Raw genomic sequence first — 25,678 nt, 5'->3', positions numbered from 1 at the left:
CCGAGACGTGTGTAAAGCCTCCTATGCCGCACGCCGCCGCGGCCCGCGGGCCCTCGGGGCCGCTGGGAGTTCAGCCGGTGCGCAGCTGCGCGGCCCGGGCGGCGTAGACCTCGAGGACCTTCCGACGGACGCCGTCCGGGTCCCGGAGCACGTCCGCGTAGGTGAAGCGCAGCACGACCCAACCCAGAGCAGCGAGCTCTCTGTCGCGCGCCAGGTCGCGCTGACGGTCCTCCGGTGACGTGTGATACCGAGCGCCGTCCAGTTCGACCGCGAGCTTCACCTCGGGCCACGCTCGGTCGAGCTTGACCGTGCCGTCGGCGTGGGCCAGCCGGTACTGCCCGACGCTCCTCGGCAGGGAGCGGTGCCGGAAGACGTTGAGCACGCCATGGGCTTCGAGCTCGCTCTGGCAGCCGTCCTCGATGAGGTCGATCGTCTGCGCCAGAGCGCGGTGGCCTCCCACGTTGGGTCGCTCCGCCAGGGCGTCACGCAGGTCCTTCGTGACGACGAGGCCGCGCCGCGCCGTGTCCAGCAGCAGGGGTCGCCGTTCGGGCAGATCGAGCAGTGGCCACGAATCGACGAGGCTGCGGGCGAGGACGGTGACTCGCAATCCCCTCCGGACGACGCACTGTGGCGCCTCGGGACTGAACCTCAGCCGGCGGTGGACGACGACGTCCAGGGAGCCGGCGCGGCGGACCGACTGGTCGACGGTCAGGTGCAGCGGGCGGCGGAGGGGAACGACCCCCCACACGGCCAGGGCGCTCGTGTGGCTCAGTGCAGCCATCGGCCCGGCGTGGCAGAGGGCAGCGTGGAGGAGGAGGTCGTCGGTCACGGGTGCCCCCGCACGGCAGTAGACGTGGGGCAGTATCCGCGAGAGCGTGCGGCGGCCGATGTACCCATCGAGGACGCTGGTCGGGACGCGGTCGAGCAGGTCCTGCCGAGTCGCGAGCCCGTCGTGTGCCGCCAGGACCTCCTGGATGACGCTGCGCCAGAGCATTCGGCGAGCCTGCACGCCACCACCAGGGCGCGGACGCCGGCGCGTGGCCCTGTGGAAAGCCGGTCACCGGCCGAATCGGTGCGGGACCCAGGAGGCAAAGGAAGCTAAACGCACGTTTCCGGCGTCTAAGCGTGGGTTTAGCTTCCTATGCCTGACCGCAGCCGCGGACCTACAGCCAGCCGTTGCGCTTGAAGCCGCGGTACAGCAGCACGCAGGACAGCGCGATCACCAGCAGCACGAGCGGGTAGCCGAAACGCCAGTGCAGCTCCGGCATGTGGTCGAAGTTCATCCCGTAGATCCCGGCGATCGCCGTGGGGACGGCGATGATGCCCGCCCACGCCGAGATCTTGCGCATGTCCTGGTTGTCGGCCATCTGCGTCCGCGCCAGCGACGCCTGCAGGATCGACGACAGCAGCTCGTCGAGCCCGGCCACCGCGTCGCGCACCCGGATCGCGTGGTCCAGCACGTCGCGGAAGTAGGAGCGCATCGCCTGCGGGACGACGTCGACGTGCCGCTCGGACAGCTTCTGCAGCGGCAGCTCCAGCGGCGCCACCGCCCGCCGCAGCGACATCAGCTCGCGCTTGAGCTGGTACAGCCGGCCGATGTCGTCGGTGCGCTGGGGACTGAAGACCGACGCCTCGAGCTCGTCGACGTCGTCCTGCACGGCCTCGGCGACCTCGACGAACGTGTCGACCACCAGGTCGGCGACCGCGTAGAGGACCGCGGCGGGGCCGAGGCACAGCAGCTCCCGCTCGTCCTCCAGCCGGCGGCGCAGGTCGGCCAGGTCGCCGTGCCGGCCGTGCCGGACGGTGATCACGTAGTGGGCGCCGAGGAAGACCATGACCTCGCCGGTGTCGACCACCTCGCTGGTCGCGGTCAGCCGGTCGTGCTCCACGTAGGTCGCCGTCTTCAGCACCATGAACAGGTCGTCGTCGTACTGCTCGAGCTTGGGCCGCTGGTGGGCGTAGACGGCGTCCTCGACGGCGAGCGGGTGCAGCCCGTAGCCCGCCGCGATCGAGTCGAGCTCCTGGGCGCTGGGCTCGTACAGCCCCAGCCAGACGAACCCGCCCTGCTCGACGGCGGCGGCCAGCGCCTCGCCCGGCTGCACCGGCGCCTGGCGCCGGCCGTCGACGTAGACGGCGCAGTCGACCACGGCGTCCTGCCCCGGCTGCCGGCTCGGGGCGGCCCCCGGGGCCCCGGCCGGCCGCGGGCGGGTGGTGGGCACCGACGGCGCCGGCCGGTCGGCGGCGGACGACGACGCCGGCGCCGACGGTGGGTCGTCGGGGCGGGCGTCGCCCAGCGGGTCGGTCGCGGTCACGGCACGTCTCCACGCTCGCGGTCAGGGGCGGTGGCCAGCGTAGGCATGCGGCCCGCGGGCACCCGTGCCACGCTGCCGGGCAGGACCGGCGAGCCCTCGCCGGCAGCCGGGGGAGGCGTCTCGTGGCCAGCTACACGGACCGACCGAACACCGCGCGCGTCAAGTCCGTCGAGGACTCCATCCGCGACACCGAGGAGCCCGAGCACCGGCTCCGGAGGAACCTCTCGGGACTGGACCTCACGGTCTTCGGGGTCGGCGTGATCATCGGCACCGGCATCTTCGTGCTCACCGGAGTGGTGGCGCGGGACAACGCCGGGCCCGCCGTGGCGATCTCGTTCGTCATCGCCGGCGTGGTCTGCGCCCTGGCCGCCATCTGCTACGCCGAGTTCGCCTCGACGGTCCCGGTGGCGGGCTCGGCCTACACCTTCAGCTACGCCACGCTCGGCGAGTTCGTCGCGTGGATCATCGGCTGGGACCTCGTGCTGGAGCTGGCGCTGGGTGCGGCGACGGTGGCCGTGGGCTGGTCGGGCTACCTCAACCAGCTGCTGGACGACATCGGGATCCCGCTGCCCGAGTCGATCGCCGGGGAGACCGCGACCTTCAACATCCCCGCGGTCGTCATCGTCGCGCTGATGACCGCCGTCCTCGTGCTCGGCATCAAGCTCTCCTCCCGCGTCACCTCCGTGATCGTGGTGATCAAGGTGGCGATCGTCCTGCTCGTCATCGCCGTCGGCCTCTTCTACATCGAGGCCGCGAACTACACGCCGTTCGTGCCGCCCGCCGAGCCCGCGGCGCCGGACGCGAGTGGCCTGGACGCCCCGCTCGTGCAGACCCTCTTCGGGTACAGCGAGGGCTCCTTCGGCTGGGGCGGCGTCATCGCCGGCGCCTCCATCGTGTTCTTCGCCTTCATCGGCTTCGACATCGTCGCCACCGCTGCCGAGGAGACGCGTGACCCCAAGCGGGACCTGCCCCGGGGGATCCTCGGCTCCCTGGCCATCTGCACGTTGCTCTACGTCGCCGTCTCGCTGGTCGTCGTCGGGATGCAGAACTACGCGGATCTGTCGGCCGAGGCTCCCCTCGCCGAGGCGTTCGACAGCGTCGGACTGTCCTTCTTCTCCAGCGTCATCTCGGTGGGCGCGCTGGCCGGTCTGACGTCCGTGGTCATGATCCTGATGCTCGGGCAGTCCCGGGTGCTGTTCGCGATGAGCCGGGACCACCTGCTCCCGCCCGCGCTGGCCCGGGTCCACCCGCGCTTCGGCACGCCGTACAAGATCACCATCGGCGTGGGCGTCTTCGTCGCGGTGCTCGCCGCCGTGGTGCCTCTCGAGGAGCTGGCCTCGCTGGTGAACATCGGCACCCTGTTCGCCTTCGCGCTGGTCTCGGTCGCCGTCATCGTGCTGCGCCGCACCCGGCCGGACCTGCCCCGCTCGTTCCGCGTGCCGCTGGTCCCGCTCCTGCCGATCGTCTCGGTGCTGGCCTCGGGCTGGTTGATGCTGAACCTGCCGGGAGAGACCTGGTTGCGGTTCGCCATCTGGATGGCCCTGGGCTTCGTCCTCTACTTCGCCTACGGACGACGGCACAGCCGGCTGGCCGGGCAGCAGGGCCTGGCCGCCGCCGACCGTGCCGCGGCCGACCGCGCGGCCCGGGACCGCTCCGACCGCCGCTGACCCCATGGGGTGAGCCCCCGCCCGCAGCCGTACAGCGCGGGCCCGCGGCGGACGACCTGACCGGAGACCGACCGTCCCCGGCCAGGGAGCACCCCCGTGGCGAGCACCACCCTCGACGCCCGCGCCGTCGCCGGACCCGGCGCGCGCTCCGGCGCCGTCCCGCGCCGCCGTCTGCCGGCCGCCGTGCTGGCGGCCGCGGTGATCGCGGTCGTCGAGGCCATCGCCGTCGTCGCCGCCGCGCTGACCTCCCTGGACGGCCTGCTGACCGCGCCGTCGCGCCCCTCCGGAGCGGTGGTGGCGCTGGTGCTGCTCGGCCTCGCGGCCTGGGCGGTGTTCGGCGCCGGCGGCGGGCTCGTGCTCGCCGACGGCTCCGGCGCCCGGCTGCTCGTCGTCGTCTCCGTCGCCGAGACCGGCGCGCTCGCCGTCGTCCTGCTGCTCGGCCTGACGACGTCGGCCGTTGACGGGCTGGCGCCTGGGCTGCCGGTGCCCGCCCTGGCGCTGAGCGCGGTCGCGGTGCCGGTCGGCAAGCTGCTGCTGGCCACGGCGCCGTCGACCGCGGCGTGGCTGAAGGCCGGCCCCCGGCCGCGGGTCCGCGCGCCCCAGCTGTCCGAGGGGCAGCGGGCACTGCGCGCCGCCACCGTCACCGTGATCGGCCTGGCGCTGCTGTCGGTGACCCTGCTGGACCCGGGCGACGGCGCCGCCGACGTCCCCTCGCCGGCCTCGACCGCCCAGCGCTGAGCGGCCCGCGCGCGCCGCTCACTACTCTCGTGCCGTGAGTGATCGGCACATCCTGACCGCGGTGGCCTGGCCGTACGCCAACGGCCCCCGGCACATCGGCCACGTCTCCGGCTTCGGCGTCCCCTCCGACGTCTTCAGCCGCTACCACCGGATGGTGGGGGACCGGGTGCTGATGGTCAGCGGCACCGACGAGCACGGGACGCCGATCACCGTCGCCGCCGACGCCGAGGGTGTGACGCCCCGCGAGATCGCCGACCGGAACAACCGCATCATCGTCGGCGACCTGCAGTCGCTCGGGCTGAGCTACGACCTGTTCACCCGGACGACGACGGCCAACCACGCCCGGGTCAGCCAGGAGATCTTCCTCGGGCTGCTGAAGAACGGGTACGTCTTCCCGCAGACGACGCTCGGCGCGATCAGCCCCTCGACCGGGCGCACGCTGCCCGACCGCTACATCGAGGGCACCTGCCCGATCTGCGGCTACGACGGCGCCCGCGGCGACCAGTGCGACAACTGCGGCAACCAGCTCGACCCGACCGACCTGATCAACCCGGTCAGCCGCATCAACGGCGAGACGCCGCGGTTCGTGGAGAGCGAGCACTACTTCCTCGACCTGCCGGCCTTCACCCGGGCGCTCGGCGACTGGCTGGCCAGCCGCAACAGCTGGCGGCCCAACGTCCTGAACTTCAGCCGGAACCTGCTCGACGACCTCAAGCCGCGCAGCTACACCCGCGACATCGACTGGGGCGTGCCCGTGCCCCTCGACGGCTGGCGCGACCGCACCGACAAGCGCATCTACGTGTGGTTCGACGCCGTCGTCGGCTACCTGTCGGCGTCGATCGAGTGGGCCCGCCGCTCCGGCGACCCCGACGCGTGGCGCCAGTGGTGGCAGACGCCGGACTCCGACGCCTACTACTTCATGGGCAAGGACAACATCGTCTTCCACGCCGAGATCTGGCCGGCCCAGCTGCTCGGCTACAACGGCGAGGGGGACAGGGGCGGCAGCCCCGGCTCGCTCGGCCGGCTGAACCTGCCGACCGAGGTGGTCTCCAGCGAGTTCCTCACCATGGAGGGGCGCAAGTTCTCCTCCTCGCGCCAGGTCGTCATCTACGTGCGCGACTTCCTGGCCCGCTACGACGCCGACGCGCTGCGCTACTTCATCGCCGCCGCCGGCCCGGAGACCCAGGACACCGACTTCACCTGGTCGGAGTTCCGCCGGCGCAACAACGACGAGCTCGTCGCCGGCTGGGGCAACCTGGTCAACCGGTCGGTGTCGATGGCGGCCAAGAACGTCGGCGCGGTGCCCACGCCCGGCGAGCTGACCGACGCCGACCGCGCGCTGCTGGCCACGACCGGCGGCGCCTTCGGGCCGATCGGCGACCTGCTGGCCCGCAACCGGCAGAAGGCCGCGGCGGCCGAGGCGATGCGGGTGGTCGGCGAGGCGAACAAGTACCTGTCGGACCAGGCGCCGTGGAAGCTCAAGGAGGACCCGGCCCGCCGGGACACCGTGCTGCACACCGCGCTGCAGGCCGTCAGCGACTGCAACGCGCTGCTCACGCCGTTCCTCCCGCACTCCGCGCAGCGGATCCACGAGCTGCTCGGCGGCACCGGCGTGTGGTCGCCGGCCCCGCGGATCGACGAGGTCACCGACCTCGACGACGACTCGCCCTACCCGGTGATCACCGGTGACTACGACGCCGCGCAGGCGGTGTGGGCCTCCCGGCCACTGCAGCCGGGCACGCCGCTCGCCCCGCCGACGCCGGTGTTCAAGAAGCTCGACGAGTCGATCGTCGAGGAGGAACTGGCCCGCCTGGAGGAGGGCGGCCGGTCGTGAGCCGGTCGGCCTCCTCCCGGGCCAACCGGCGCGGGGAGCTGCCGCCCGACCCCGAGCCGCTGCCCGCCCCGGTGGTGGACAGCCACACCCACCTCGACATCACCCTCGGCGACTTCGACCGGACGCCCGACGACGCGGAGGTCGACGCGCAGATCGCCGCCGCCGTGGCGGTCGGGGTGCCGCGGCTGGTGCAGGTCGGCGTCGACGTCCCCTCCTCGCGGTGGGCGGCGGAGCTGGCGGCGCGCGACCCGCACGTGCTGGCGGCCGTCGCGATCCACCCCAACGAGGCCGGCACGGCCGACGACGACGCCCTGGCCGAGATCGACCGGCTGGCGGCGCTGCCGCGGGTGCGGGCGGTGGGGGAGACCGGGCTCGACCGCTTCCGCACCGGCCCGGAGGGCTGGGCGGCGCAGGAGGCGTCGTTCCGGGCGCACATCCGCATCGCGAAGGAGCGCGGCAGGGCGCTGGTCATCCACGACCGCGAGGCGCACGACGAGATCCTGCGGGTGCTCGACGACGAGGGCGCGCCGGAGCACACGGTGTTCCACTGCTTCTCCGGCGACGCCGCCTTCGCCCGCGCCTGCGTGGAGCGCGGGCACGTGCTGTCCTTCGCCGGCACCGTGACCTTCTCCAGCTCGGCCGCCCTGCGCGAGGCCGCTGCACTGACGCCCCTGGACCAGCTCCTGGTGGAGACCGACGCCCCCTTCCTCACGCCGGTGCCGCACCGCGGCCGGCCCAACGCCTCCCGGCTGGTCCCGCTCACGGTGCGCGCCCTGGCCGAGGTCACCGGCACCGAGGTCGAGCAGCTGTGCGGGGCGCTGACCGCCACCGCCGAGCGCGTCTTCGGCCCCTGGGGCGACTGAGCGCGGTTCCCCGCTCCTCTCCGCCGGAGAACCGGGGCACACTGGCACCGTGGGTCGCCTCATCGCCGTCGTGCTCTTCATCGCCGTGCTGGTGCCGGGTGTCCTCCTCGCCCGGGGCTGGGCCCTGGCCGCCGGCCGGCGGGCCGTCGCCGTCGCCGCGGTCGGCTTCGCGTCGCCGACCGAGGAGGGCCGGCGGACGCTGCAGCGCCAGGCCGTCCACGGGCGCCGGGTGCGCCGGGTCGGGCTGCTGCTCGGGCTGCTGGCGGTGGTCGGCAGCGTCGTCGTCTTCGCCGAGGCCTCGGTCTTCCTGTGGGCGCCGGCCGTGGCCGTCGGGCTGCTGCTGGGCGTCGTGCTGGCCGAGGCGACCCGCCCGCGGCCACGCTGGCAGCTGAGCGAGCCCGCCCGCCGCCCGCGGCGGGGCGAGCAGATCTCGCTGTGGCTGCTGTGGACGATGCGCGCCGTCGTCGCCGCCGAGGTGCTCACCGCCGCGCTGATGTGGCAGCGCGACCAGTTCGACGACCGGGTCGCGTGGCTGGCCCTGGGCATCCCGCTCGCCACCTGGCTGCTCGCCGAGGTCGCGCTGCTGCGGTCGCTGCTGCGGCCGCTGCCCGCCGAGGGCGCCGACGTCCCGGTGGACGAGGCCCTGCGCACCTGGACGGCGCACCTGGTGAGCGCGGCCACCAGCGTGCTGGCGCTGCTGCCGCTGGGCTCCCTGCTCCTGGTCGCCGGGGTGCGGCTGGGCGACCGGGTCACCGACGGGGTCGACCTCTCCCCGGTGGCCCTCGTCGCCGGCGGGTTCTCCGCGCTCGCCGCCGGCCTCGCGGTCGCGGCGTTCCTGGTGACCTGGCTGCGGCCGGTGCGGCTGTCGGAGCGGGCGCTCGCCGGCTGAGCGGACCGCCCGGACGGCACGCGATCGGCAGTCCTGCCCGCCTCCGGGACGCGTCACACGGTGACGTCGGTCACCTCGCAGGACTCACCCTGCGCAGTCGTCACACCCGTCCCATGCGGCGCGTCCGTCACCGAACGTGTCGGCGCGGCGACGAGTCGACGTGTCGTCCCCCTGGAACACTCGCGCACGCACCGTTGCCACCCGTACCACGCCCGTTATCGTGTCGTGACCAGCCGGGGTGGGGACCGACCCCGGGCGGCGTCGCAGGCAGCCATGGACGGCGCCGCGGGCCGTCCGGTGCGGAGCCGCCCGGCGGGCCGCCAGCCGGCGGCACGCCGGCGAGGCAGCCCCCTGCCCGGTCCCGTGACCCCGTGGAAGTGTCGTGCCTCGACCCCTGAAGCTCTCCCTGTTCGTCCTGGTCCTGCTCGGGCTGGTGGGCGGCGCCGTGGCGTTCTACGCCGCGCAGAAGTCGCTCACCCTGACCGTCGACGGTCAGGCGCAGGAGGTGCGCACCTACGCGGACACCGTCGCCGAGGTCCTCGAGGAGGAGGGTCTGGAGCCGCAGGAGCACGACGTCGTCCTGCCCGAGCCCGACGCCTCGGTCGCCGACGGCGACACCGTCGTGCTCAACCGGGCCCGCCCGTTGCAGCTGACCGTCGACGGGCGCAGCAGCGAGGTCTACGTCACCGCCCTGTCCGTGGACGAGGCGCTCGACCAGCTCGGCTTCCGCGCCGACGGCCTGGTCCTGTCCGCCAGCCGCAGCGAGCGGCTGCCCCTGGACGGCATGGCCCTGTCCATCACCACCCCGAAGGACGTCACCCTGGTGGCCGACGGCCAGCAGCGCGTGGTGACGACGACGGCCGCCACCGTGGCCGACCTGCTCACGGAGCAGGGCGTCGCGCTCGGCCCGACCGACCGCACGAACATGTACCCGACCCAGCCGCTGCTCGGCCGGATGCGGGTGCAGGTCTACCGCGTGCAGATCTCCGACGTCGTCGAGACGACGCCGATCCCGTACCGGACCGTGGAGACCGAGGACCCCGAGGCCTTCGAGGGCGACGAGACCGTCACCCAGGCCGGCGTCGAAGGCCAGCAGGCGACCACCTGGCGGATCACCGTGATCGACGGCGTGGAGGCCGGCCGCGAGCAGGTCGGCACCGCCGTCGCCGTCCCGCCGGTCGACGAGCTGGTCACCGTGGGCACCAAGGAGCGCCCGGCGCCCTCCGGCGCGGTGCCGGCCACCGCGGACGGCCTCAACTGGGCGGCGCTGGCGGCGTGCGAGTCCGGCGGGCGGCCCAACGCGGTGAGCGCGAGCGGGACCTACCGCGGCATGTACCAGTTCTCCCGGTCCACCTGGGCCTCGGTCGGCGGCACCGGCGACCCGGCCGCCGCCTCGGCCGAGGAGCAGACGATGCGGGCCCAGATGCTCTACGCCCGCTCCGGCGCCGGGCAGTGGCCGCACTGCGGCTCCCGCCTGTTCAGCTGATGCAGGACCCCGCTGCCCCCCACCGTTCGCACGCTCACGGCGGGCCCCTGCAGCGGGGCCGTCGCTGAGCACCACCCCGGACCAGCCCGACGGGCTGCTGGGCCCGGCCGCCATCCGCGACCTGGCCCAGCAGCTCGAGCTGCGTCCGACGAAGACGCTGGGCCAGAACTTCCTGCACGACGCCAACACGATCCGGCGGATCGTGCGCACGGCGGAGCTGCGCCCCGACGACGTCGTCCTCGAGGTCGGCCCCGGCCTGGGGTCGCTGACCCTCGGCCTGCTGCCGGCCGCGGCCGCGGTGACGGCCGTCGAGATCGACCCGCGGCTGGCCGCCCGCCTGCCGCGCACCGTGGCCGAGCGGGCCCCGGCGCTGGCCGACCGGCTGACCGTGGTGGAGGCCGACGCGCTGCGGGTCCGGGAACTCCCGGGACCGCCTCCCACGGCGCTGGTGGCGAATCTGCCGTACAACGTGGCGGTGCCCGTGCTGCTGCACCTGCTGGAGCTGCTGCCGACGCTGCGCCGCGCCCTGGTCCTGGTGCAGGCCGAGGTGGCCGAGCGGCTGGCCGCCGCGCCGGGCTCGCCCGCCTACGGCGTGCCGTCGGTGAAGGCCGCCTGGTACGGGGAGGTGCGCCGGGCCGGCAACGTCGGCCGGCGGGTGTTCTGGCCCGAGCCCAACGTCGACTCCGGCCTGGTCGCGCTGGACCGCCGTCCGCCCCCGCCCGGCGACCGGCGGGCCACGTTCGCCGTCGTCGACGCCGCCTTCGCCACCCGCCGCAAGGGGCTGCGCGCCGCCCTGGCCGGCTGGGCCGGCAGCCCCGCCGCGGCCGAGGCCCGGTTGCGGGCGGCGGGCATCGACCCGGCCACCCGCGGCGAGCGGCTGTCGGTCGGCGACTTCGCCCGCCTGGCCGCCACCCCGGCGGAGCCGGCGTGACCCGAGCGACGCACGGCGGCCCCGGGCGGATCACCGGCGACGGGGCCGTCGTCGCGCGGGCGCCGGCCAAGGTGAACGTGCACCTGGCCGTCGCGCCGCTGGGCGCCGACGGCTACCACGAGCTGCAGACGGTGTTCCTCGCCGTCTCGCTGTTCGACACCCTGACGGTGCGCCCGGCCGGTGAGCTGTCGATCGAGCTCACCGGGGAGTTCGCCGGCGGCCGCACCGGGCCCGACCGCGTGCCCACCGACCGCCGCAACATCGTCTGGCAGGCCGCCGAGCTGCTCGCCGACCGGGCCGGGGTGCCCGCCGAGGCGGCCATCACGATCGACAAGTCCATCCCGGCCGCGGGCGGCCTGGCCGGCGGCAGCGCGGACGCCGCGGCGGCGCTCGTCGCGCTCGACGCCCTCTGGGGCACCCACGCCACCCGCGGCGACCTCGCCGAGCTGGCCGCGCAACTGGGCAGCGACGTGCCGTTCAGCCTGCTCGGCGGGGTGGCCCTCGGGTCCGGCCGGGGGGAGCGGCTGAGCCCGGTGCTCGCCCGCCGGCCGTGGCACTGGGTGCTGGGGATCGCGGGGGAGGGGCTGTCGACCCCCGCCGTCTACGCCGAGCTCGACCGGCTGCGCGAGGAGGGCGAGCTGCCGTCCGGCGAGGAGCTGGCCTCGCCCGACCCGGTGGTCGGCGCCCTGCGCAGCGGCCCGGTCGGCGCGCTGGCGTCGGCGCTGCACAACGACCTGCAGCCGGCCGCCATCCGGCTGCGCCCGGCGCTGCGGCTGGCGCTGGACGCCGCCACCGGCGCGGGCGCCGCGGGCGCGCTGATCAGCGGCTCCGGCCCGACGGTCGCGGCGCTGGCGCGCGACGAGGACGACGCGGCGTCGCTGGCCGCCGAGCTGGCCGACAGCGGCCTGTTCCGGACGGTGCGCGCGGTGCACGGCCCGGTGCCCGGCGCCCGCCTGGTGGGCTGAGCGCCCGTCGAGATCTGCACACTCGTCGCCGTCAGCCGCTGATGGCGACGAGTGTGCAGATCTCGTCGACCGGGGGAGGGGGTTCAGGCGTCGCCGCTGAGCCGCGGGTGCTGCTCGAGGTGGCCCATGCCGTTCCAGGCCAGGTTCACCAGGTGCGCGGCGACCTCCCGCTTGCCCGGCGTCCGGTCCTCCAGCCACCAGGCGCCGACCAGCGCGACCATGCCGACCAGCGCCTGGCCGTAGAGCCCGGCCAGCCGCGGGTCGTAGCCGTTCTGCCGGAACTGCGAGGCCAGCAGGTGCTCCACCTCGTGGGCGGCCTCGCCCAGCAGCGAGGAGTAGTGCCCCGCGGCGTCGCTGATCGGGGAGTCGCGGGAGAGCACCCGGAACCCGTCGGTGTCCTCCTCGATGTAGTCGAGCAGGACCAGGGCCGCGCGCTCGAGCAGCTCGCGGGGGTGCCCCCCGGCCGAGAGGGCCGCGGCGAACCGGTCGAGCAGGCGGCGCATCTCCTGCTCGACGACGGCGGCGTAGAGCCCCTCCTTGCCGCCGAAGTGGCCGTACACGACCGGCTTGCTGACCGAGGCGCGGGCCGCCAGCTCCTCGATCGAGGTGGCCTCGTACCCGCGCCGGCCGAACAGCTCCCGGCCGATGTCGATGAGCTGCTGCCGGCGCTGGGCGCCGGTCATCCGCACCCGGGGACGGGCGCCGACCGGCGCCCCCTCGGGACGGCGGCGCCCGGGCGCGCGCGGGGAGGCGGGCCGCCCGGGCGGCGGGACGTTCGCCGGCGGACTCAGCCGGCTGACCCGACGGCGACCCGGCGCTTGGCCGCCAGCCGCGCGGGGTCGGGCCACTTGACGCCGTGCGCCCAGCCCAGCTTCTCGAACGCCCAGATGATCCGGGCGCTCATGTCCAGCTGGCCGCGGAGCACGCCGTGCCGGGCGCTGGTCGGGTCGACGTGGTGCAGGTTGTGCCAGGATTCGCCGCCGCTGAGGATGGCCAGCGGCCAGACGTTGGTCGCGCGGTCGCGGGAGGCGAACGGCCGGGTGCCGATCACGTGGCAGATCGAGTTGACCGACCAGGTCACGTGGTGCAGCAGGGCCGTGCGCACCAGGCCCGCCCAGAAGAACGCCGACCAGGCACCGGCCCACGAGCCGGTGACCAGGCCGCCGATCGCGGCGGGCAGCGCGAGGCTGAGGAACGCCCAGACGACGAACAGGCGGCTGACCACGCGCAGCCCCCGGTCCTTGAGCAGGTCCGGGGCGTAGCGCTCGGGGTTGGTCTGCCGGCGGTCGAACAGCCACCCGAGGTGCGCGTGCCACATGCCCCTGACCAGCGAGCGGGTGTCGGTGCCGTAGCGCCACGGGGAGTGCGGGTCGCCCTCGCGGTCGGAGAACGCGTGGTGCCGCCGGTGGTCGGCGACCCACTGCACGACCGGGCCCTGGATGGCCATGCAGCCGACGATCGCCATCGCGTAGCGCAGCGGCTTGCCCGTCTTGAAGGACCCGTGGGTGAAGTACCGGTGGTAGCCGACGGTCACCCCGAGCAGCGGGACGAAGTAGAAGGCGACCAGCAGGCCGAGGTCCAGCCAGGACAGCCCCCAGCCCCAGACGAACGGGACGACCGCCGCCAGGGCGAGGAACGGGACGATCACGAACAGGTAGAGCGTGATCTGCTCGACCGCGCCCTTCTCCTTGCCGTAGGCGTTGGCCGGCAGTCCGGCGTCCGGGTCAGCCGGCCGCATCGGGACCGAGGGCCGGGTGAGGGCGGGAGCGGACAGGACGGCCTCCGTGGGGCGGTGTCGTGGGGTGGTGTCGTGGGGTGGTCGATCGCCGCAGCGTCCCCGACCGTGGTTACGGCTCCGTAACCTACGTCGCCGTAGCCGGCCCCGCCCGGCGGGGGCGGCGCCGCGGGAGACCGTGCAGGTCAGCGCCGCGGGGGGCCGCCGCGGCGCGACGGGCCGGTGCCCGGGCCGGGCGGGCACCCTAGGCTGCCCGTGGCGCCTCCGGCGTCCCGCGTGCCGGCAGCGGCGCCCGGATGGGGGATGGGGTAATCGGCAGCCCGCCGGCCTTTGGAGCCGGGAAGTCTCGGTTCGAGTCCGAGTCCCCCAGCAGCACCGCGCCCGTCAGCCGAGCGCGCACCGACCGCCCCGCCGTCCGAGGAGACCCGTGAGCGAGCACCAGCCGGGAACCGACCGCACCGAGGCCCGGACGGGGGCGGGCGACGTCGCCGGCGCCGTCGCCGGCGTCGTCGTCCTGGCCGCCGGGCAGGGCACGCGGATGCGCTCGGCGACACCCAAGGTGCTGCACCCCCTCGGCGGGCGCAGCATGCTCGGCCACGTGCTGGCGGCCACCGGGCCGCTGGGTGCGCCGGAGACCCTCGTCGTCGTGGGCGCGGGCCGGGAGGCCGTCGTCGAGCACCTGGCCGCCGTCGCCCCCGCGGCCCGGCCGGTGGTGCAGGAGGAGCAGCGCGGCTCCGGGCACGCCGCCGCGGTGGCCCTGGCCGCCGTCCCGGATCTCGAGGGGCGGGTGCTGATCGTCAACGGCGACGCCCCGCTGCTGCGCGCCGCCACCGTCGCCGCGCTCGTCGAGGCGCACCGGGCGTCGGGCGCCGTCCTCACCGTGCTCACCGCCGCCGTCGACGACCCGGCCGGGCTCGGCCGCATCGTCCGGGACGGCGAGGGCGCCGTGCGGGCGATCGTGGAGGAGCGCGACGCCGACGCCGCCCAGCGGGCCATCCGCGAGGTCAACGCCGGCGTGTACGTGGGCGACGCCGCGGCGCTGCGCCGCTCGCTGGAGCGGGTGGACGCCGACAACGACCAGGGCGAGGTCTACCTCACCGACGTCGTCGGCCTGCTGGTGGCCGAGGGCGCGGTGGTGGGCGGCGCCCGCGCCGAGGACCCGGTCGACGTGCTCGGCTGCAACGACCGCCGGGAGCTCGCCGCCCGCCGGCGGGTGCTCAACGACCGGGTGCTCGACGAGCTGATGGTCGCCGGGGTGACCGTCGTCGACCCGGCCACCACCTGGGTGGACGTGACCGCCGGCGTCGGCCCCGACGCCGTCCTGCAGCCGGGCACCCAGCTGCTCGGGACGACGCGGGTCGCCGGCGGGGCGGTCGTCGGCCCGGACACCACGCTCACCGACTGCGAGGTGGGGGAGGGCGCCTCCGTCGTCCGGTCGCACGCCAGCGGGGCGGTGATCGGGCCGGCGGCCACCGTCGGGCCGTTCAGCTACCTCCGGCCGGGCACCCGGCTGGCGCGGGGCGCGAAGGTGGGCGCGTTCGTGGAGACCAAGAACGTGACCGTCGGCGAGGACTCGAAGGTGCCGCACCTGTCCTACGTCGGCGACGCCACCATCGGCACGGGCTCCAACATCGGCGCGGCCACGGTGTTCGTGAACTACGACGGCATCGCCAAGCACCACACCACCGTCGGCGACCACGTGCGCATCGGGTCGGACACGATGCTCGTGGCGCCGGTGACGGTGGGCGACGGGGCCTACACCGCCGCGGGGTCGGTGATCACCACCGACGTCCCGCCGGGTGCGATGGGCGTCGCACGGGCGAAGCAGCGGAATGTGGGAGGCTGGGTGGGCCGTCGCCGGCCGGGCACCGCCGCCGCGCGCGCCGCAGCGGCCGCCGGGGATGCACCGGCCGCGGGCGCGGCCGACACTCGACCCGGGGGCGACGAGGGCCGGCCTCCGGCCACCGGCACGCAGACCGACCAGTAGGGGTACGCGAACTCATGAGCGCCATCCGGCAGACCACCAGCAAGAGCCTGATGCTCTTCTCCGGCCGGGCCTTCCCCGAGCTGGCCGAGGAGATCGCCGGTCATCTCGGGGTCACGCCGACGCCCACCGCCGCGTACGAGTTCGCCAACGGCGAGCTGTTCGTGCGGTTCGAGGAGTCGGTACGCGGCTGCGACGCGTTCGTCGTGCAGAGCCACACCGCGCCGCTGAACACCTGGCTCATGGAGCAGCTGATCATGGTCGACGCGCTCAAGCGCGCCTCGGCCAAGCGGATCACCGTGGTCGCGCCGTTCTTCCCCTACGCCCGGCAGGACAAGAAGCACCGCGGCCGCGAGCCGATCTCCGCCCGCCTGGTCGCCGACATGTTCAAGACCGCCGGCGCCGACCGGCTGATGACCGTCGACCTGCACACGGCGCAGATCCAGGGCTTCTTCGACGGCCCGGTGGACCACCTGTTCGCTCTCGACCTGCTCGTCGACCACGTGCGCGAGCGGTGGGGCGACCGCGACATCACCGTCGTCTCGCCCGACGCCGGCCGGGTCCGCGTCTCCGAGCGCTGGAGCGACAAGCTGGGCGGCGTCCCGCTGGCCTTCATCCACAAGACCCGCGACCCGATGCGGCCCAACGAGGTCGTCGCCAACCGCGTGGTCGGCGAGGTCGAGGGCCGGGTCTGCATCATCGTCGACGACATGATCGACACCGGCGGCACGATCGTGAAGGCCGCCGAGACGCTGTTCGAGGCCGGCGCGGCCGACGTGATCGTCACCGCCACCCACGGCGTCCTCTCCGGCCCGGCGGTCGACCGGCTGAAGAACAGCCGGATCAGCGAGGTCGTCGTCACCAACACGCTGCCGATCGAGGCCGAGCGCCAGTTCGACAAGCTGACCGTCCTGTCCATCGCCCCGCTGCTCGCGCGGGCGATCAAGGAGGTCTTCGAGGACGGCTCGGTGACGAGCCTGTTCGGCGGCGCCAGCTGAGCACTCCTGCGGTCCTCCTCGCGCTCTCGCGGTGCTGCAGCGCCGCAGGAGCACGAGGAACACCGCAGGAGCAGGCGTCGAGCCGCGTGGGGTAACCTCGTGCACTGCCCGGCGAGGGAGAGCCACCGTTCTCCGTGATCGACGTGCGTGTGCTCCTGAGGGTGCGCCCGTGCGCGTGCGCCGGCCCGCAGACCCCAGAGCTAGGAGCACACCACCGTGGCTGACCACCGCCTCGACGCCGAGCCCCGCACCGAGTTCGGCAAGGGCAGCGCCCGCCGGACCCGCCGGGCCGGCCGCATCCCCGCCGTCCTCTACGGGCACGGCCAGGACGTCGTCCACCTGTCGCTGCCGGCCCGCGAGTTCGCCGCCGTGCTGCGCAACGGCGGCTCGAACGCGCTGATCACCGTCGTCCTCGACGGCCAGGAGCACCTGGCGCTGACCAAGGCCGTGCAGCGCGACCCGCTGACCCGCGTGCACGAGCACGTCGACCTGCTCGCCGTCCGCCGCGGCGAGAAGGTGACCGTCGACGTCCCGGTCGTGACCGTCGGCGACACCGCCCCCGACACCCTGGTCAGCATCGAGCTGAACACCGTGTCGGTCGAGGCGTCGGCCACCGCGATCCCGGAGAGCATCGAGGTCGACCTCACCGGCCGCACGGCCGGCCAGGGCGTCACCGCCGGCGAGCTGTCGCTGCCCGGCGACGCGACCGTGCTCACCGACGCCGACGCGCTGGTGGTCAACGTCATGGCCGCCCCGAGCGCCGACGCCCTCGAGGCCGAGCTGGAGGCCGCCGAGGCCGAGGCCGGCATCGAGCGCGAGGAGTCCGCGCCGGCCGAGGAGGGCACCGGCGAGGGCGACGTCGTCCCCGAGCCGCTGGACCAGGGCAGCGGCGAGTCCATGGACGCCACCGAGAACAGCTGAGGCACGCGCTGACCGAGAGCACGAACCACAGGGGCGCCGGCACCGCCGGCGCCCCTGCGGCGTCCGTCCCCTCCGAGGGCCCCTTCCTGGTGGTCGGCCTCGGCAACCCCGGCCCGGCCTACGCCGGCAACCGGCACAACGTCGGCGCGATGGTGCTCGACGAGCTCGCCGCCCGCGCCGGGATCAAGCTCTCCCCGGGGAAGGGTGCCCGCTCGCGCGCCCTCGTCGGCGAGGGCCGGCTGGCCGGCCGGCGCGTGGTCCTCGCCCGCCCCACCTGCTACATGAACGAGTCCGGCGGGCCCGTGCGCGGGCTGCTGGACTGGTCGAAGATCCCCGTGACCGACCTCGTCGTCGTCCACGACGAGCTCGACATCCCCTTCGCCGCCGTGCGGCTCAAGCGCGGCGGGGGCGAGGGCGGACACAACGGGCTGCGCTCGATCAGCCGCTCCACCGGCACCCGGGACTACCTGCGGGTGCGCGTCGGCATCGGCCGCCCGCCGGGCCGCCAGGACCCGGCCGACTTCGTGCTCAAGGACTTCTCGGCGACCGAGCGCAAGGAGCTCGACCTGCTGCTCGCCGAGGCGGCCGACGCCACCGAGGAGCTCCTCACCCGTGGGCTGGAGCCGGCGCAGAACGTGGTCCACCCCCGCAGCTGACACCCGCTTGTCACGGAGCGTGGTCGCCGAGTGACCGCTTCGCACCCTCCAAAGGGTGAACGGTCACCGTGCGTGTTGACGCCTCGGTGACCGACTGTGAGTGTCCTCTGTGCCGCCGAGGCGCAACCGAGCGAGAACCCGCACGTCAGGCCCGCGTTCGACCGTGCCCCCGGCCACACAGTGTCACATCGGTGTCCGGGGGGAACCGTGCTGCTCGACCACGAACGAGTTCGGCTGGGATCGGCGTCCGTGCAGGCCGCGGTCCCGGGGGTGCGGATCGCCCCACGGAGCGCCGTCCGCCGCACGCCGCAGGCCTGGGCCCGCCGGTACACCCTCGCGCTGGTCGTCCTCGAGGCCCTGGCGGCCGCCGTCGCCGCCGGCGCCGTCCTCGCCGCGCACCGCGAGGCGCTCGCCGTCGAGTCGCCCCTGCTCTGGGCCGCCGCCGCGCTGGTCGTGGCCTGGCCGCTGCTGCTCGCCGCCACCGGCGCCCACTCCGCCCGGACGTTCGGCACCGGCAGCGACGAGTACCGCCGCGTGCTGCGGGCCGGCCTCCTGCTCCTCGCCGCGCTGGGCCTGGTCTCCTACGCCGCCGCGCTGGACCTGTCCCGCGGCCTGGTCGTCGTCGCCGTCCCGGCGCTGACGCTGGCCACCCTGCTGATCCGGCTCGCCGCCCGCTGCTGGCTGCGCCGGCTGCGCGCCCGCGGCTCCTGCACGACCCGGGTCATGGTGGTCGGCCGGGGCGGCGCGGTGCTGGAGCTGGTGGAGCGGGTCCGGCGGGAGCGCTTCGCCGGCATGGACGTCGTCGCTGCCTGCGTCACCCCCGGCGACCGGGACCGCGTCGCCGGCGCGCTCGGCCTGCCGGTCGGCGGGCTGGACGACGTCGTCGCGATGGCCGGCCGCCTCGGCGCCGAGACGATCGCGGTGACCTCGGCCAGCGAGACCGCCGCCCAGTACCTGCGGCAGCTGTCCTGGCAGCTGGAGGGCACCGGCATCGAGCTGCTCGTCGCCCCCGGCCTGATCGAGGTCGCCGGCCCCCGGCTGCACATCCGCCCGTTCGAGGGCCTGCCGCTGCTCGCGGTCGAGCAGCCGCGTTTCGAGGGCTGGCACCGGGTGCTCAAGGGCGGCCTGGACCGCACCGTCGCCGCCGTGGCGCTGCTGCTGCTCGCGCCGGTGATGCTCGCCATCGCGCTCGCCGTCCGGCTCGGCAGCCCCGGCCCGGTGCTGTACCGCCAGGAGCGGGTGGGCGTGAACGGCCGCACCTTCACGATGCTGAAGTTCCGCAGCATGGTCGTCGACGCCGACCGGCAGGTCGCGGCGCTGAGCGCGGAGAACATCTCCGACGGGCTGCTGTTCAAGATGCGGGTCGACCCGCGGGTCACCCCCGTCGGCCGCTGGCTGCGCAGGCTCTCCCTCGACGAGCTGCCCCAGCTGCTCAACGTGCTCGGCGGGTCCATGTCGCTGGTCGGCCCGCGGCCGCCGCTGCCGGGCGAGGTCGCCCGCTACGACACCCAGGTCAGCCGCCGGCTGCTGGTGAAGCCGGGCCTCACCGGCCTGTGGCAGATCTCCGGGCGCAGCAACCTGCCGTGGGAGGAGGCCGTGCGCCTGGACCTCCGCTACGTCGAGAACTGGTCGATGGCGATGGACCTCATGATCCTGGCCAAGACCTTCCGCGCCGTGCTGGGCCGGTCCGGAGCCTACTGACCGTGACGGTCGCGGCGGTCATCCTCACCCTCCGGGGGGACGACCGCCGCGACCTGCGTCTTCAGGATGGGAGAGCTCCCGCCGATCAAGGGCGGGACAGGTCGCCGACGAACGGACTCCGATGGACCGCATGAGCATCGCCATGGTGGGGACGCGCGGCGTCCCCGCGCGATACGGCGGCTTCGAGACCGCCGTGGAGGAGATCGGCCGCAGGTTGGTCGACCGGGGGCACCGGGTGGTCGTGTACTGCCGCACGGCGCCCGGGGCGACCGAGCCGCCGCCGGACGGGCACCTGGGCATGGAGCTGGTGCACCTGCCGGCCGCGCGCAAGCGGTCCCTGGAGACCCTGAGCCACACCGCGCTGTCCGTGCGCCACCTGGTCACGCACCGCACCGACGCCGCCTTCGTGTTCAACGCGGCGAACTCGCCGCTGCTGCCGGCGCTGCGCGCCGCCCGGATCCCGGTCGCCACGCACGTGGACGGCCTGGAGTGGAAGCGCGCCAAGTGGGGCGGCACCGGCCGGCGCTACTACCGGGTCGCCGAGAGCCTCGCCGTCCGCTGGTCCGACGCGCTCATCGCCGACGCCCAGGGGATCGCCGACTACTACACCGACGCCTTCGCCGCCCCGACCCGGCTGCTCACCTACGGCGCCCCGATCATCGAGCCGGGGACGGACAAGCTCGCCGAGCTCGGCCTCGAGCCGGGTGGCTACCACCTGGTGGTGGCCCGCTTCGAGCCGGAGAACCACGTCGACCTCATCGTCGAGGGCTACGTGCTCGGCGAGGCGACCAAGCCGCTGGTCGTCGTGGGCTCGGCGCCCTACGCCGACGAGTACACCCGGCGGGTGCACGCCCTGGCCGACGACCGGGTGCGCTTCCTCGGCGGCGTCTGGGACCAGGAGCTGCTCGACCAGCTCTACGCCCACAGCGCCACCTACCTGCACGGCCACTCCGTGGGCGGGACCAACCCCTCGCTGCTGCGCGCCATCGGCGCCGGCGCGGCGGTCACGGCGTTCGACTGCTCCTTCAACCGGGAGGTCGTCGCCGACGCGGGGCGCTTCTTCCGGACCCGGGAGGACGTCGCCCGCGAGATCGCCGGCGTGGAGGCCGACCCCGCCCGCGCCGCCCGCGACGGCCGGCGCTCCCGGGAGCTGGCCCGCGGCTACGACTGGGACCAGGTCGCCGCCGGCTACGAGGAGCTGGCGGCCGACCTGGTGGCCCGCCGGTTCCCGCGGCGGCGCCCGAGCGGCCGCCGCCGCCCCACCGACGCCGACCTGCCGCCGGCCCGGCCCCGCGGGCCGGTGCTGCGGGACAACGTCGTGCAGCTGCCCACGCCGGCCGAGCCGGCGCCGTGGGAGCACCTGCCGGCGGCCCAGCAGTGAGCGGCCGGCGCACCGAGGACGAGTCGCTCCCGCGGGGGCGGGGAGGGGGGAAGGCAGTGGACGTCGAGGAGCGCACGGCACCGGCCGGTGACGCGGAGGCGGCACCGCGCCGCCGACGGCTGGCCGCCGCCGGCGCGGCGGTGCTGGTCGCGCTGGCCGCGCTCGTGCTCGTGCTGGTCACCGGCGGCGGGGACGGCGACGGCTCCTCGGCCGCGGCCGCCACCACGGCGTCGCCGACGCCGGGGGCCCCGGTGGACGAGACCGTCGTGCCGATGCCGCCGACCCCGACACCGACCGGGCCGACCGAGGACGTCGACGAGCCGCCGCCCGCGCTGCCCGAGGTGCCGCTGGACGCCCCGGCGGCGGTCGGCAACGGCATCGTGGCCACCATCGCCTCGGTCGAGGCCATCGACGGCACGGCCGTCGGCCCCGGCAACATCGCCGGCCCCGCGCTGCGGCTGACCGTGCGCATCGAGAACGGCACCAGCGAGGCCGTCTCCCTGGACGGTGTGGCGGTCAACCTCTCCCACGGTCCCGACCGGACGCCGGCCTCCCCGCTCGACGACCCCTCCCGGGCGCCGTTCACCGGGATGGTCGAGCCGGGCGCCACCGGCGAGGGCGTGTACGTCTTCAGCGTGCCGACGGGGGTCCGCGACCTGGTCACGGTCGAGGTCGGCTACCAGGCCGGCGCCCCGCTCCTGCTGTTCACCGGACCGGTGGGCTGACGCACCTCCCCGCACCCCCGACGACCCGTTCCCGCACCGCGGGAGCGGGTCGTCGCGCGTTCCGGGGCCCCGCGCCCGAGCACCGCCCGGGCGCCCGCCGTCCCCCGCCCGGAGCACGCGCCCGAACACGGACAGTGACCGAGACTCCCTCCTCCGGGTGGAGAACCGCAGGTCGTCACCGTATCGGGTGGCCGATTCACCCTGCCGGGCCGGCGATCGTCACGCTTAGTATCCGGTCGTCGTCCTCACGGACGACCTGGTACCGGTACTCGAGCGGGGGCTCACATGGGGGCAGTGGGAACGGGCGTGCGCACGCGCGCCGCGGCGGCGATGGCCGCACTGGCGGTCGCGGTCGCCAGCTGGGCGACGGTGCTGCCGGGGACGGCACAGGCCGACTCGCACCCGGCGCCGCCGACGGCGGCCAACCCGACGACGGTCACCGCCGACCCCCTGCCCACGGTGCAGGTCAACGGCGTCGTCTGGGCCCAGGTCGTCCTGGGCAACACCGTCTACGCCGCCGGGTCGTTCACCCGCGCCCGCCCGGCCGGCTCGGCCCCGGGCGTGAACGAGGTCGTGCGCAACAACCTGCTCGCGTACGACATCCGCACCGGCCAGCTGATCACCAGCTTCGCGCCCAGCCTGAACGGGCAGGCGCTGGCGATCGCGGCCTCCCCGGACGGCTCCCGGCTCTACGTCGGCGGCGACTTCACCGCGGTCGACGGGCAGGTGCGCAACCGCGTCGCGGCCCTGACCCCGGCCGGGGCGCTGATCGGCAACTGGCGGCCCAGCGTCTCCGGGCAGGTCGGCGCGATCGCGGCGTCCAACGCGTTCGTCTACCTCGGCGGCTCCTTCAGCGCGGTCGGCGGCGTGAGCCGCACCCGGCTGGCGGCCGTCACCTCGGTCGACGGGGGGCTCACCGGCTGGGCCCCCGTGCCCGGGTACGGCTCGACGGCGGGCAACACCAACGGCAACCGGGCCCTGAGCAACGAGGTCCTGTCGATGGTCCTGACCACCAACGGGACCCAGCTCGTCGCCTCCGGCCGGTTCGACTCGATGAACGGCGTGCGCGCCACCGGCGTGGCCGCCATCGACGCCTTCTCCAGCCAGAACCGGCCCTTCGAGGTCAACCAGGTGCTGACCAACCAGGGCGTCAACTCGGCCATCTGGAGCGTCTCCACCGACGGGACCAACGTCTACGGCACGGGCTACAACTACTACGGCCCCGGCAACCTCGAGGGCACCTTCGCCGCCGACGTCAACGGCGGCAGGGTCCGCTGGACCAACGAGTGCCGTGGCGACAGCTACTCGACCTACGCCACCGGCGGCGTCGTCTACCAGGCCAACCACGCGCACGACTGCACGCACATCGGCGACTTCCCGCAGCAGGTGCCCGACGTGTGGAAGCGCGCCACCGCCGTCACCGTCGCCCCGGTCGGGACCGTCGGCAACGGCATGTGGAAGGCGTGGCCGGCCCCGAACATGCTCAACTGGTTCCCGACCATGGCCGCCGGCTCCTACACCGGTCAGTTCCAGGCCGGCTGGTCGGTCGCCGGCAACGGCCAGTACGTCGTCTACGGCGGCGAGTTCCCGTCCGTGAACGGCGCCGGCCAGCAGGGCCTGGTCCGCTTCGCGCTGCCGTCCATCGCGCCGAACAAGGTGGGCCCGGAGGCCGGCGACGTCTCCGTCACCGCCACGGTCCTCGGGGCCGGCACGGTGCGCCTGGCGTGGCGGGCGGCGTCCGACATGGACAACGAGAACCTGACCTACCGGGTCTACCGGGACGACGACACCGTCACGCCGATCGGTACGACGACCCGCGCCTCGCGCTGGTGGAACCGGCCGATGGTCGGCTGGACCGACACCGGGGTCTCCGCGGGCACGCACACCTACCGGGTCACCGTCACCGACCCGGCCGGCAACACCGTCGCGCTGCCCGCGGTGTCGGTGGGCGTCGGCACCGGCGGCGGCTCGCTGCGCCCGTACAGCGCCGCGGTGCGGGCCGACGGGGCGATCGACTACTGGCCGCTGGGTGAGGCCTCGGGCGGCACCGCCCACGACCGCACCGGCGGCGACGACGCCACGATGTACCCGCGGGTGACCACCGGCGTCCCCGGCGCGATCGCCGGCGACGGCGACTCGGCGGTGTCGCTGGACGGCTCGTCCAGCAGCTACCTGGCCAGCAGCACCAAGCTGGTCGCCCCGCAGGCGTTCAGCCTCGAGTTCTGGTTCTCCACGACCTCGCGGGCCGGCGGCCGGTTCATCGGCTTCGGCGACGCCCGCACCGGCTCCAGCGCCAACCACGACCGCCTCGTCTACATGGACACCGCGGGCCGGGTGAACTTCGGCGTCTGGCCGCTGGAGGTCCGGCTGGTCACCTCGCCGGCGAGCTACAACGACGGCCGCTGGCACCACGTCGTCGCCACGCTGGACGGCTCCGGCCAGCGGCTCTACGTGGACGGCCGCCAGGTCGCCGCGCTGACCGGGTCGACCCGCGGCCAGATCAACTACGGCTACTGGCGGATCGGCGGCGACACCACCTGGTCGGGCGCCCAGTACGTCAACGCCCGCATGGACGAGGTCGCGATCTACCCGGCCGCGCTGCCGGCCGACGCCGTGGCCGGGCACCACGCCCTGGGCACGACCGGCTCGCGCGCCAACACCGCGCCGACGGCCGCCTTCACCGCGACCAGCCGGGTGTCGGCCGTCTCGGTCGACGGCTCGACGTCGACGGACGCGACCGGCTCGATCCGCTCCTACAGCTGGAACTGGGGCGACGGGACGGCGCCCGGCACGGGCGTCACCGCGAGCCACGCGTACGCCGCGGCCGGCACCTACACGGTGACCCTGACCGTGACCGACGACGGCGGGCTCACCGGCACCACGACCCGCTCGGTGACGGTGGCGGCCAACCAGCCGCCGACGGCGTCCTTCACCGCGACCGCCAGCGGCGCGACCGTGGGCGTGAACGCGACCGGGTCCACCGACGCCGACGGCACGGTCACCGGGTACTCGTGGGCCTGGGGCGACGGGACGGCGGCCGGAAGCGGGGCGACCGCGTCGCACACCTACGCGGCGGCCGGCACCTACACCGTCACGCTCACCGTCACCGACGACCTCGGGGCGACCCGGACGGCGACCCGCAGCGTGACCGTCACCGCGCCGACCGGCACGCCGGTGCTCGCCGGCGACGCCTTCGAGCGGACGGTGAGCGGCGGCCTGGGCACCGCGGAGATCGGCGGCGCCTGGACCGCGGCGGTCGGCGCCTCCCGGCTGTCGGTCAGCGGCGGGGCGGCGGTGTTCAACCTGCCCGCCGCCGGCAACGAGACCGGCGCCTACCTGGGCTCGGTCCGCGCCGGCGCCACCGACCTGCGGACGGCGTTCACGCTGTCGGCCGCGCCGACCGGCACCAGCGGCACGATCGTCACCCTGACCGGGCGGCGCGTCTCCGGTGCCGAGGAGTACTCGGTGCGGGTGCGGGTCGCCCCGGACGGCGCGGTGTGGCTCGCGCTGTCCCGGGTCACCGGGGGCGTGGAGACCTTCCCGGGTGGTGAGGTGCGGGTCGCCGGGCTGACCTGGACCCCGGGCACCTCGCTCGAGGTGCGCGTGCGGGTCACCGGCAGCGGCACCAGCACGATCACCGGGACGGTGTGGGCGACCGGCCAGGCCGAGCCCGCCGCGCCGCAGCTGACGCGGACGGACACCACCGCGGCGCTGCAGGCCCCGGGCGGCGTGGCCCTGGCCGCCTACCGGCCGGGCAGCAACACGGCGGCCACCGCGGTGCGCTTCACCGAGCTGCAGGTCACCGCGGCGCAGTGACCGCCGGCCGGGCCGGCCCCGCACGGGGCCGGCCCGGCCACCAGCCGGTCGCCACCCGCTCACCGTCGGTGATCGG

The 25,678-nt window shown here is 74.9% G+C and carries 20 protein-coding genes and 1 tRNA gene; 17 read left to right on the top strand and 4 right to left on the bottom strand.

From position 1 onward, the window contains the following. Positions 1-70: 70 nt before the first annotated feature. On the bottom strand, positions 71-994 hold the full coding sequence (locus tag ACI79F_RS14675; protein WP_456545595.1) for a DUF559 domain-containing protein: 924 nt from the start codon (positions 992-994) through the stop codon (positions 71-73). 169 nt (positions 995-1,163) lie between these two features. Beyond that, the gene (gene corA, locus ACI79F_RS14670) at positions 1,164-2,312 is read right to left on the bottom strand and encodes a magnesium/cobalt transporter CorA (protein ID WP_456545596.1); all 1,149 of its coding nucleotides are present in this window, start codon (positions 2,310-2,312) and stop codon (positions 1,164-1,166) included. Positions 2,313-2,434: 122 nt separating this feature from the next. Here corA and ACI79F_RS14665 point away from each other — a divergent pair, with 122 nt between their 5' ends. The 8 genes from ACI79F_RS14665 (at position 2,435) to ACI79F_RS14630 (ending at position 11,685) form a co-directional block, all read left to right on the top strand. Beyond that, on the top strand, positions 2,435-3,979 hold the full coding sequence (locus ACI79F_RS14665; protein WP_456545597.1) for an amino acid permease: 1,545 nt from the start codon (positions 2,435-2,437) through the stop codon (positions 3,977-3,979). 96 nt (positions 3,980-4,075) lie between these two features. Further along, positions 4,076-4,717 carry a hypothetical protein gene (locus ACI79F_RS14660; RefSeq protein ID WP_456545598.1) on the top strand — a complete coding sequence of 214 codons (642 nt, stop codon included), beginning with the start codon at positions 4,076-4,078 and terminating at the stop codon, positions 4,715-4,717. 34 nt (positions 4,718-4,751) lie between these two features. Then, positions 4,752-6,551: a methionine--tRNA ligase gene (metG, locus tag ACI79F_RS14655; protein WP_456545599.1), complete on the top strand. Its 1,800-nt coding sequence runs from the start codon at positions 4,752-4,754 to the stop codon at positions 6,549-6,551. Further along, positions 6,548-7,414 (top strand): TatD family hydrolase, encoded by an 867-nt coding sequence (locus ACI79F_RS14650; protein WP_456545600.1) that lies wholly within the window; start codon positions 6,548-6,550, stop codon positions 7,412-7,414. Before metG ends, ACI79F_RS14650 begins: the two co-directional genes overlap by 4 nt. Before the next feature lie 49 nt (positions 7,415-7,463). Next, on the top strand, positions 7,464-8,303 hold the full coding sequence (locus ACI79F_RS14645; RefSeq protein ID WP_456545601.1) for a hypothetical protein: 840 nt from the start codon (positions 7,464-7,466) through the stop codon (positions 8,301-8,303). 382 nt (positions 8,304-8,685) lie between these two features. Continuing rightward, complete coding sequence (locus ACI79F_RS14640; RefSeq protein ID WP_456545602.1) at positions 8,686-9,789, top strand: ubiquitin-like domain-containing protein; 1,104 nt, start codon at positions 8,686-8,688, stop codon at positions 9,787-9,789. Between the two features lie 64 nt (positions 9,790-9,853). After that, positions 9,854-10,720 (top strand): 16S rRNA (adenine(1518)-N(6)/adenine(1519)-N(6))-dimethyltransferase RsmA, encoded by an 867-nt coding sequence (gene rsmA, locus ACI79F_RS14635; protein ID WP_456578917.1) that lies wholly within the window; start codon positions 9,854-9,856, stop codon positions 10,718-10,720. Further along, the gene (locus ACI79F_RS14630; RefSeq protein ID WP_456545603.1) at positions 10,717-11,685 is read left to right on the top strand and encodes a 4-(cytidine 5'-diphospho)-2-C-methyl-D-erythritol kinase; all 969 of its coding nucleotides are present in this window, start codon (positions 10,717-10,719) and stop codon (positions 11,683-11,685) included. The genes rsmA and ACI79F_RS14630 overlap by 4 nt, the downstream gene beginning before the upstream one ends. Positions 11,686-11,768: 83 nt before the next feature. On the opposite strand, the gene ACI79F_RS14625 is transcribed toward ACI79F_RS14630, so the two are convergent. Both ACI79F_RS14625 and ACI79F_RS14620 read right to left on the bottom strand, forming a co-directional pair. Beyond that, positions 11,769-12,368 carry a TetR/AcrR family transcriptional regulator gene (locus ACI79F_RS14625; protein WP_456545604.1) on the bottom strand — a complete coding sequence of 200 codons (600 nt, stop codon included), beginning with the start codon at positions 12,366-12,368 and terminating at the stop codon, positions 11,769-11,771. Between the two features lie 104 nt (positions 12,369-12,472). Continuing rightward, on the bottom strand, positions 12,473-13,423 hold the full coding sequence (locus ACI79F_RS14620; RefSeq protein WP_456545605.1) for an acyl-CoA desaturase: 951 nt from the start codon (positions 13,421-13,423) through the stop codon (positions 12,473-12,475). Between the two features lie 294 nt (positions 13,424-13,717). Between ACI79F_RS14620 and ACI79F_RS14615 the strand changes: the two genes are divergently transcribed. The 9 genes from ACI79F_RS14615 to ACI79F_RS14575 all read left to right on the top strand — a co-directional run bounded on the left by ACI79F_RS14615 (position 13,718) and on the right by ACI79F_RS14575 (position 25,602). Beyond that, a tRNA-Gln gene (locus ACI79F_RS14615) sits at positions 13,718-13,790 on the top strand. Positions 13,791-13,847: 57 nt separating this feature from the next. Then, positions 13,848-15,407 carry a bifunctional UDP-N-acetylglucosamine diphosphorylase/glucosamine-1-phosphate N-acetyltransferase GlmU gene (gene glmU, locus ACI79F_RS14610; RefSeq protein ID WP_456545606.1) on the top strand — a complete coding sequence of 520 codons (1,560 nt, stop codon included), beginning with the start codon at positions 13,848-13,850 and terminating at the stop codon, positions 15,405-15,407. A gap of 14 nt (positions 15,408-15,421) precedes the next feature. After that, the gene (locus tag ACI79F_RS14605; RefSeq protein ID WP_456545607.1) at positions 15,422-16,402 is read left to right on the top strand and encodes a ribose-phosphate diphosphokinase; all 981 of its coding nucleotides are present in this window, start codon (positions 15,422-15,424) and stop codon (positions 16,400-16,402) included. A gap of 216 nt (positions 16,403-16,618) precedes the next feature. Beyond that, a complete protein-coding gene (locus ACI79F_RS14600; RefSeq protein WP_456545608.1) occupies positions 16,619-17,323 on the top strand; it encodes a 50S ribosomal protein L25/general stress protein Ctc in 705 nt (234 codons plus the stop codon). 89 nt (positions 17,324-17,412) lie between these two features. After that, on the top strand, positions 17,413-17,979 hold the full coding sequence (gene pth / locus ACI79F_RS14595; RefSeq protein WP_456545609.1) for an aminoacyl-tRNA hydrolase: 567 nt from the start codon (positions 17,413-17,415) through the stop codon (positions 17,977-17,979). 249 nt (positions 17,980-18,228) lie between these two features. Continuing rightward, positions 18,229-19,680, top strand: a complete 1,452-nt coding sequence (locus ACI79F_RS14590) for a sugar transferase (RefSeq protein ID WP_456545610.1) — start codon at positions 18,229-18,231, stop codon at positions 19,678-19,680. A gap of 130 nt (positions 19,681-19,810) precedes the next feature. Further along, positions 19,811-21,061, top strand: a complete 1,251-nt coding sequence (locus ACI79F_RS14585; RefSeq protein ID WP_456545611.1) for a DUF1972 domain-containing protein — start codon at positions 19,811-19,813, stop codon at positions 21,059-21,061. A gap of 56 nt (positions 21,062-21,117) precedes the next feature. Next, a complete protein-coding gene (locus tag ACI79F_RS14580) occupies positions 21,118-21,786 on the top strand; it encodes a hypothetical protein (RefSeq protein ID WP_456545612.1) in 669 nt (222 codons plus the stop codon). Positions 21,787-22,092: 306 nt separating this feature from the next. Further along, positions 22,093-25,602, top strand: coding sequence for a PKD domain-containing protein (locus ACI79F_RS14575; protein WP_456545613.1), 3,510 nt, complete (start codon positions 22,093-22,095; stop codon positions 25,600-25,602). Positions 25,603-25,678 lie beyond the last annotated feature (76 nt).

The organism is Blastococcus sp. SYSU D00868 (assembly GCF_054050575.1).
Note: the sequence above shows the minus strand (reverse complement) of the source record. Positions and strands in the feature narration are given on the sequence as shown.

Excerpts from the sequence above, each read along its gene's own strand:
- ACI79F_RS14585 (WP_456545611.1), top strand. The coding sequence starts at position 19,811 with ATGAGCATCGCCATGGTGGGGACGCGCGGCGTCCCCGCGCGATACGGC.
- ACI79F_RS14675 (WP_456545595.1), bottom strand. The coding sequence starts at position 994 with ATGCTCTGGCGCAGCGTCATCCAGGAGGTCCTGGCGGCACACGACGGG.
- ACI79F_RS14625 (WP_456545604.1), bottom strand. The coding sequence starts at position 12,368 with ATGACCGGCGCCCAGCGCCGGCAGCAGCTCATCGACATCGGCCGGGAG.
- ACI79F_RS14620 (WP_456545605.1), bottom strand. The coding sequence starts at position 13,423 with ATGCGGCCGGCTGACCCGGACGCCGGACTGCCGGCCAACGCCTACGGC.
- ACI79F_RS14605 (WP_456545607.1), top strand. The coding sequence starts at position 15,422 with ATGAGCGCCATCCGGCAGACCACCAGCAAGAGCCTGATGCTCTTCTCC.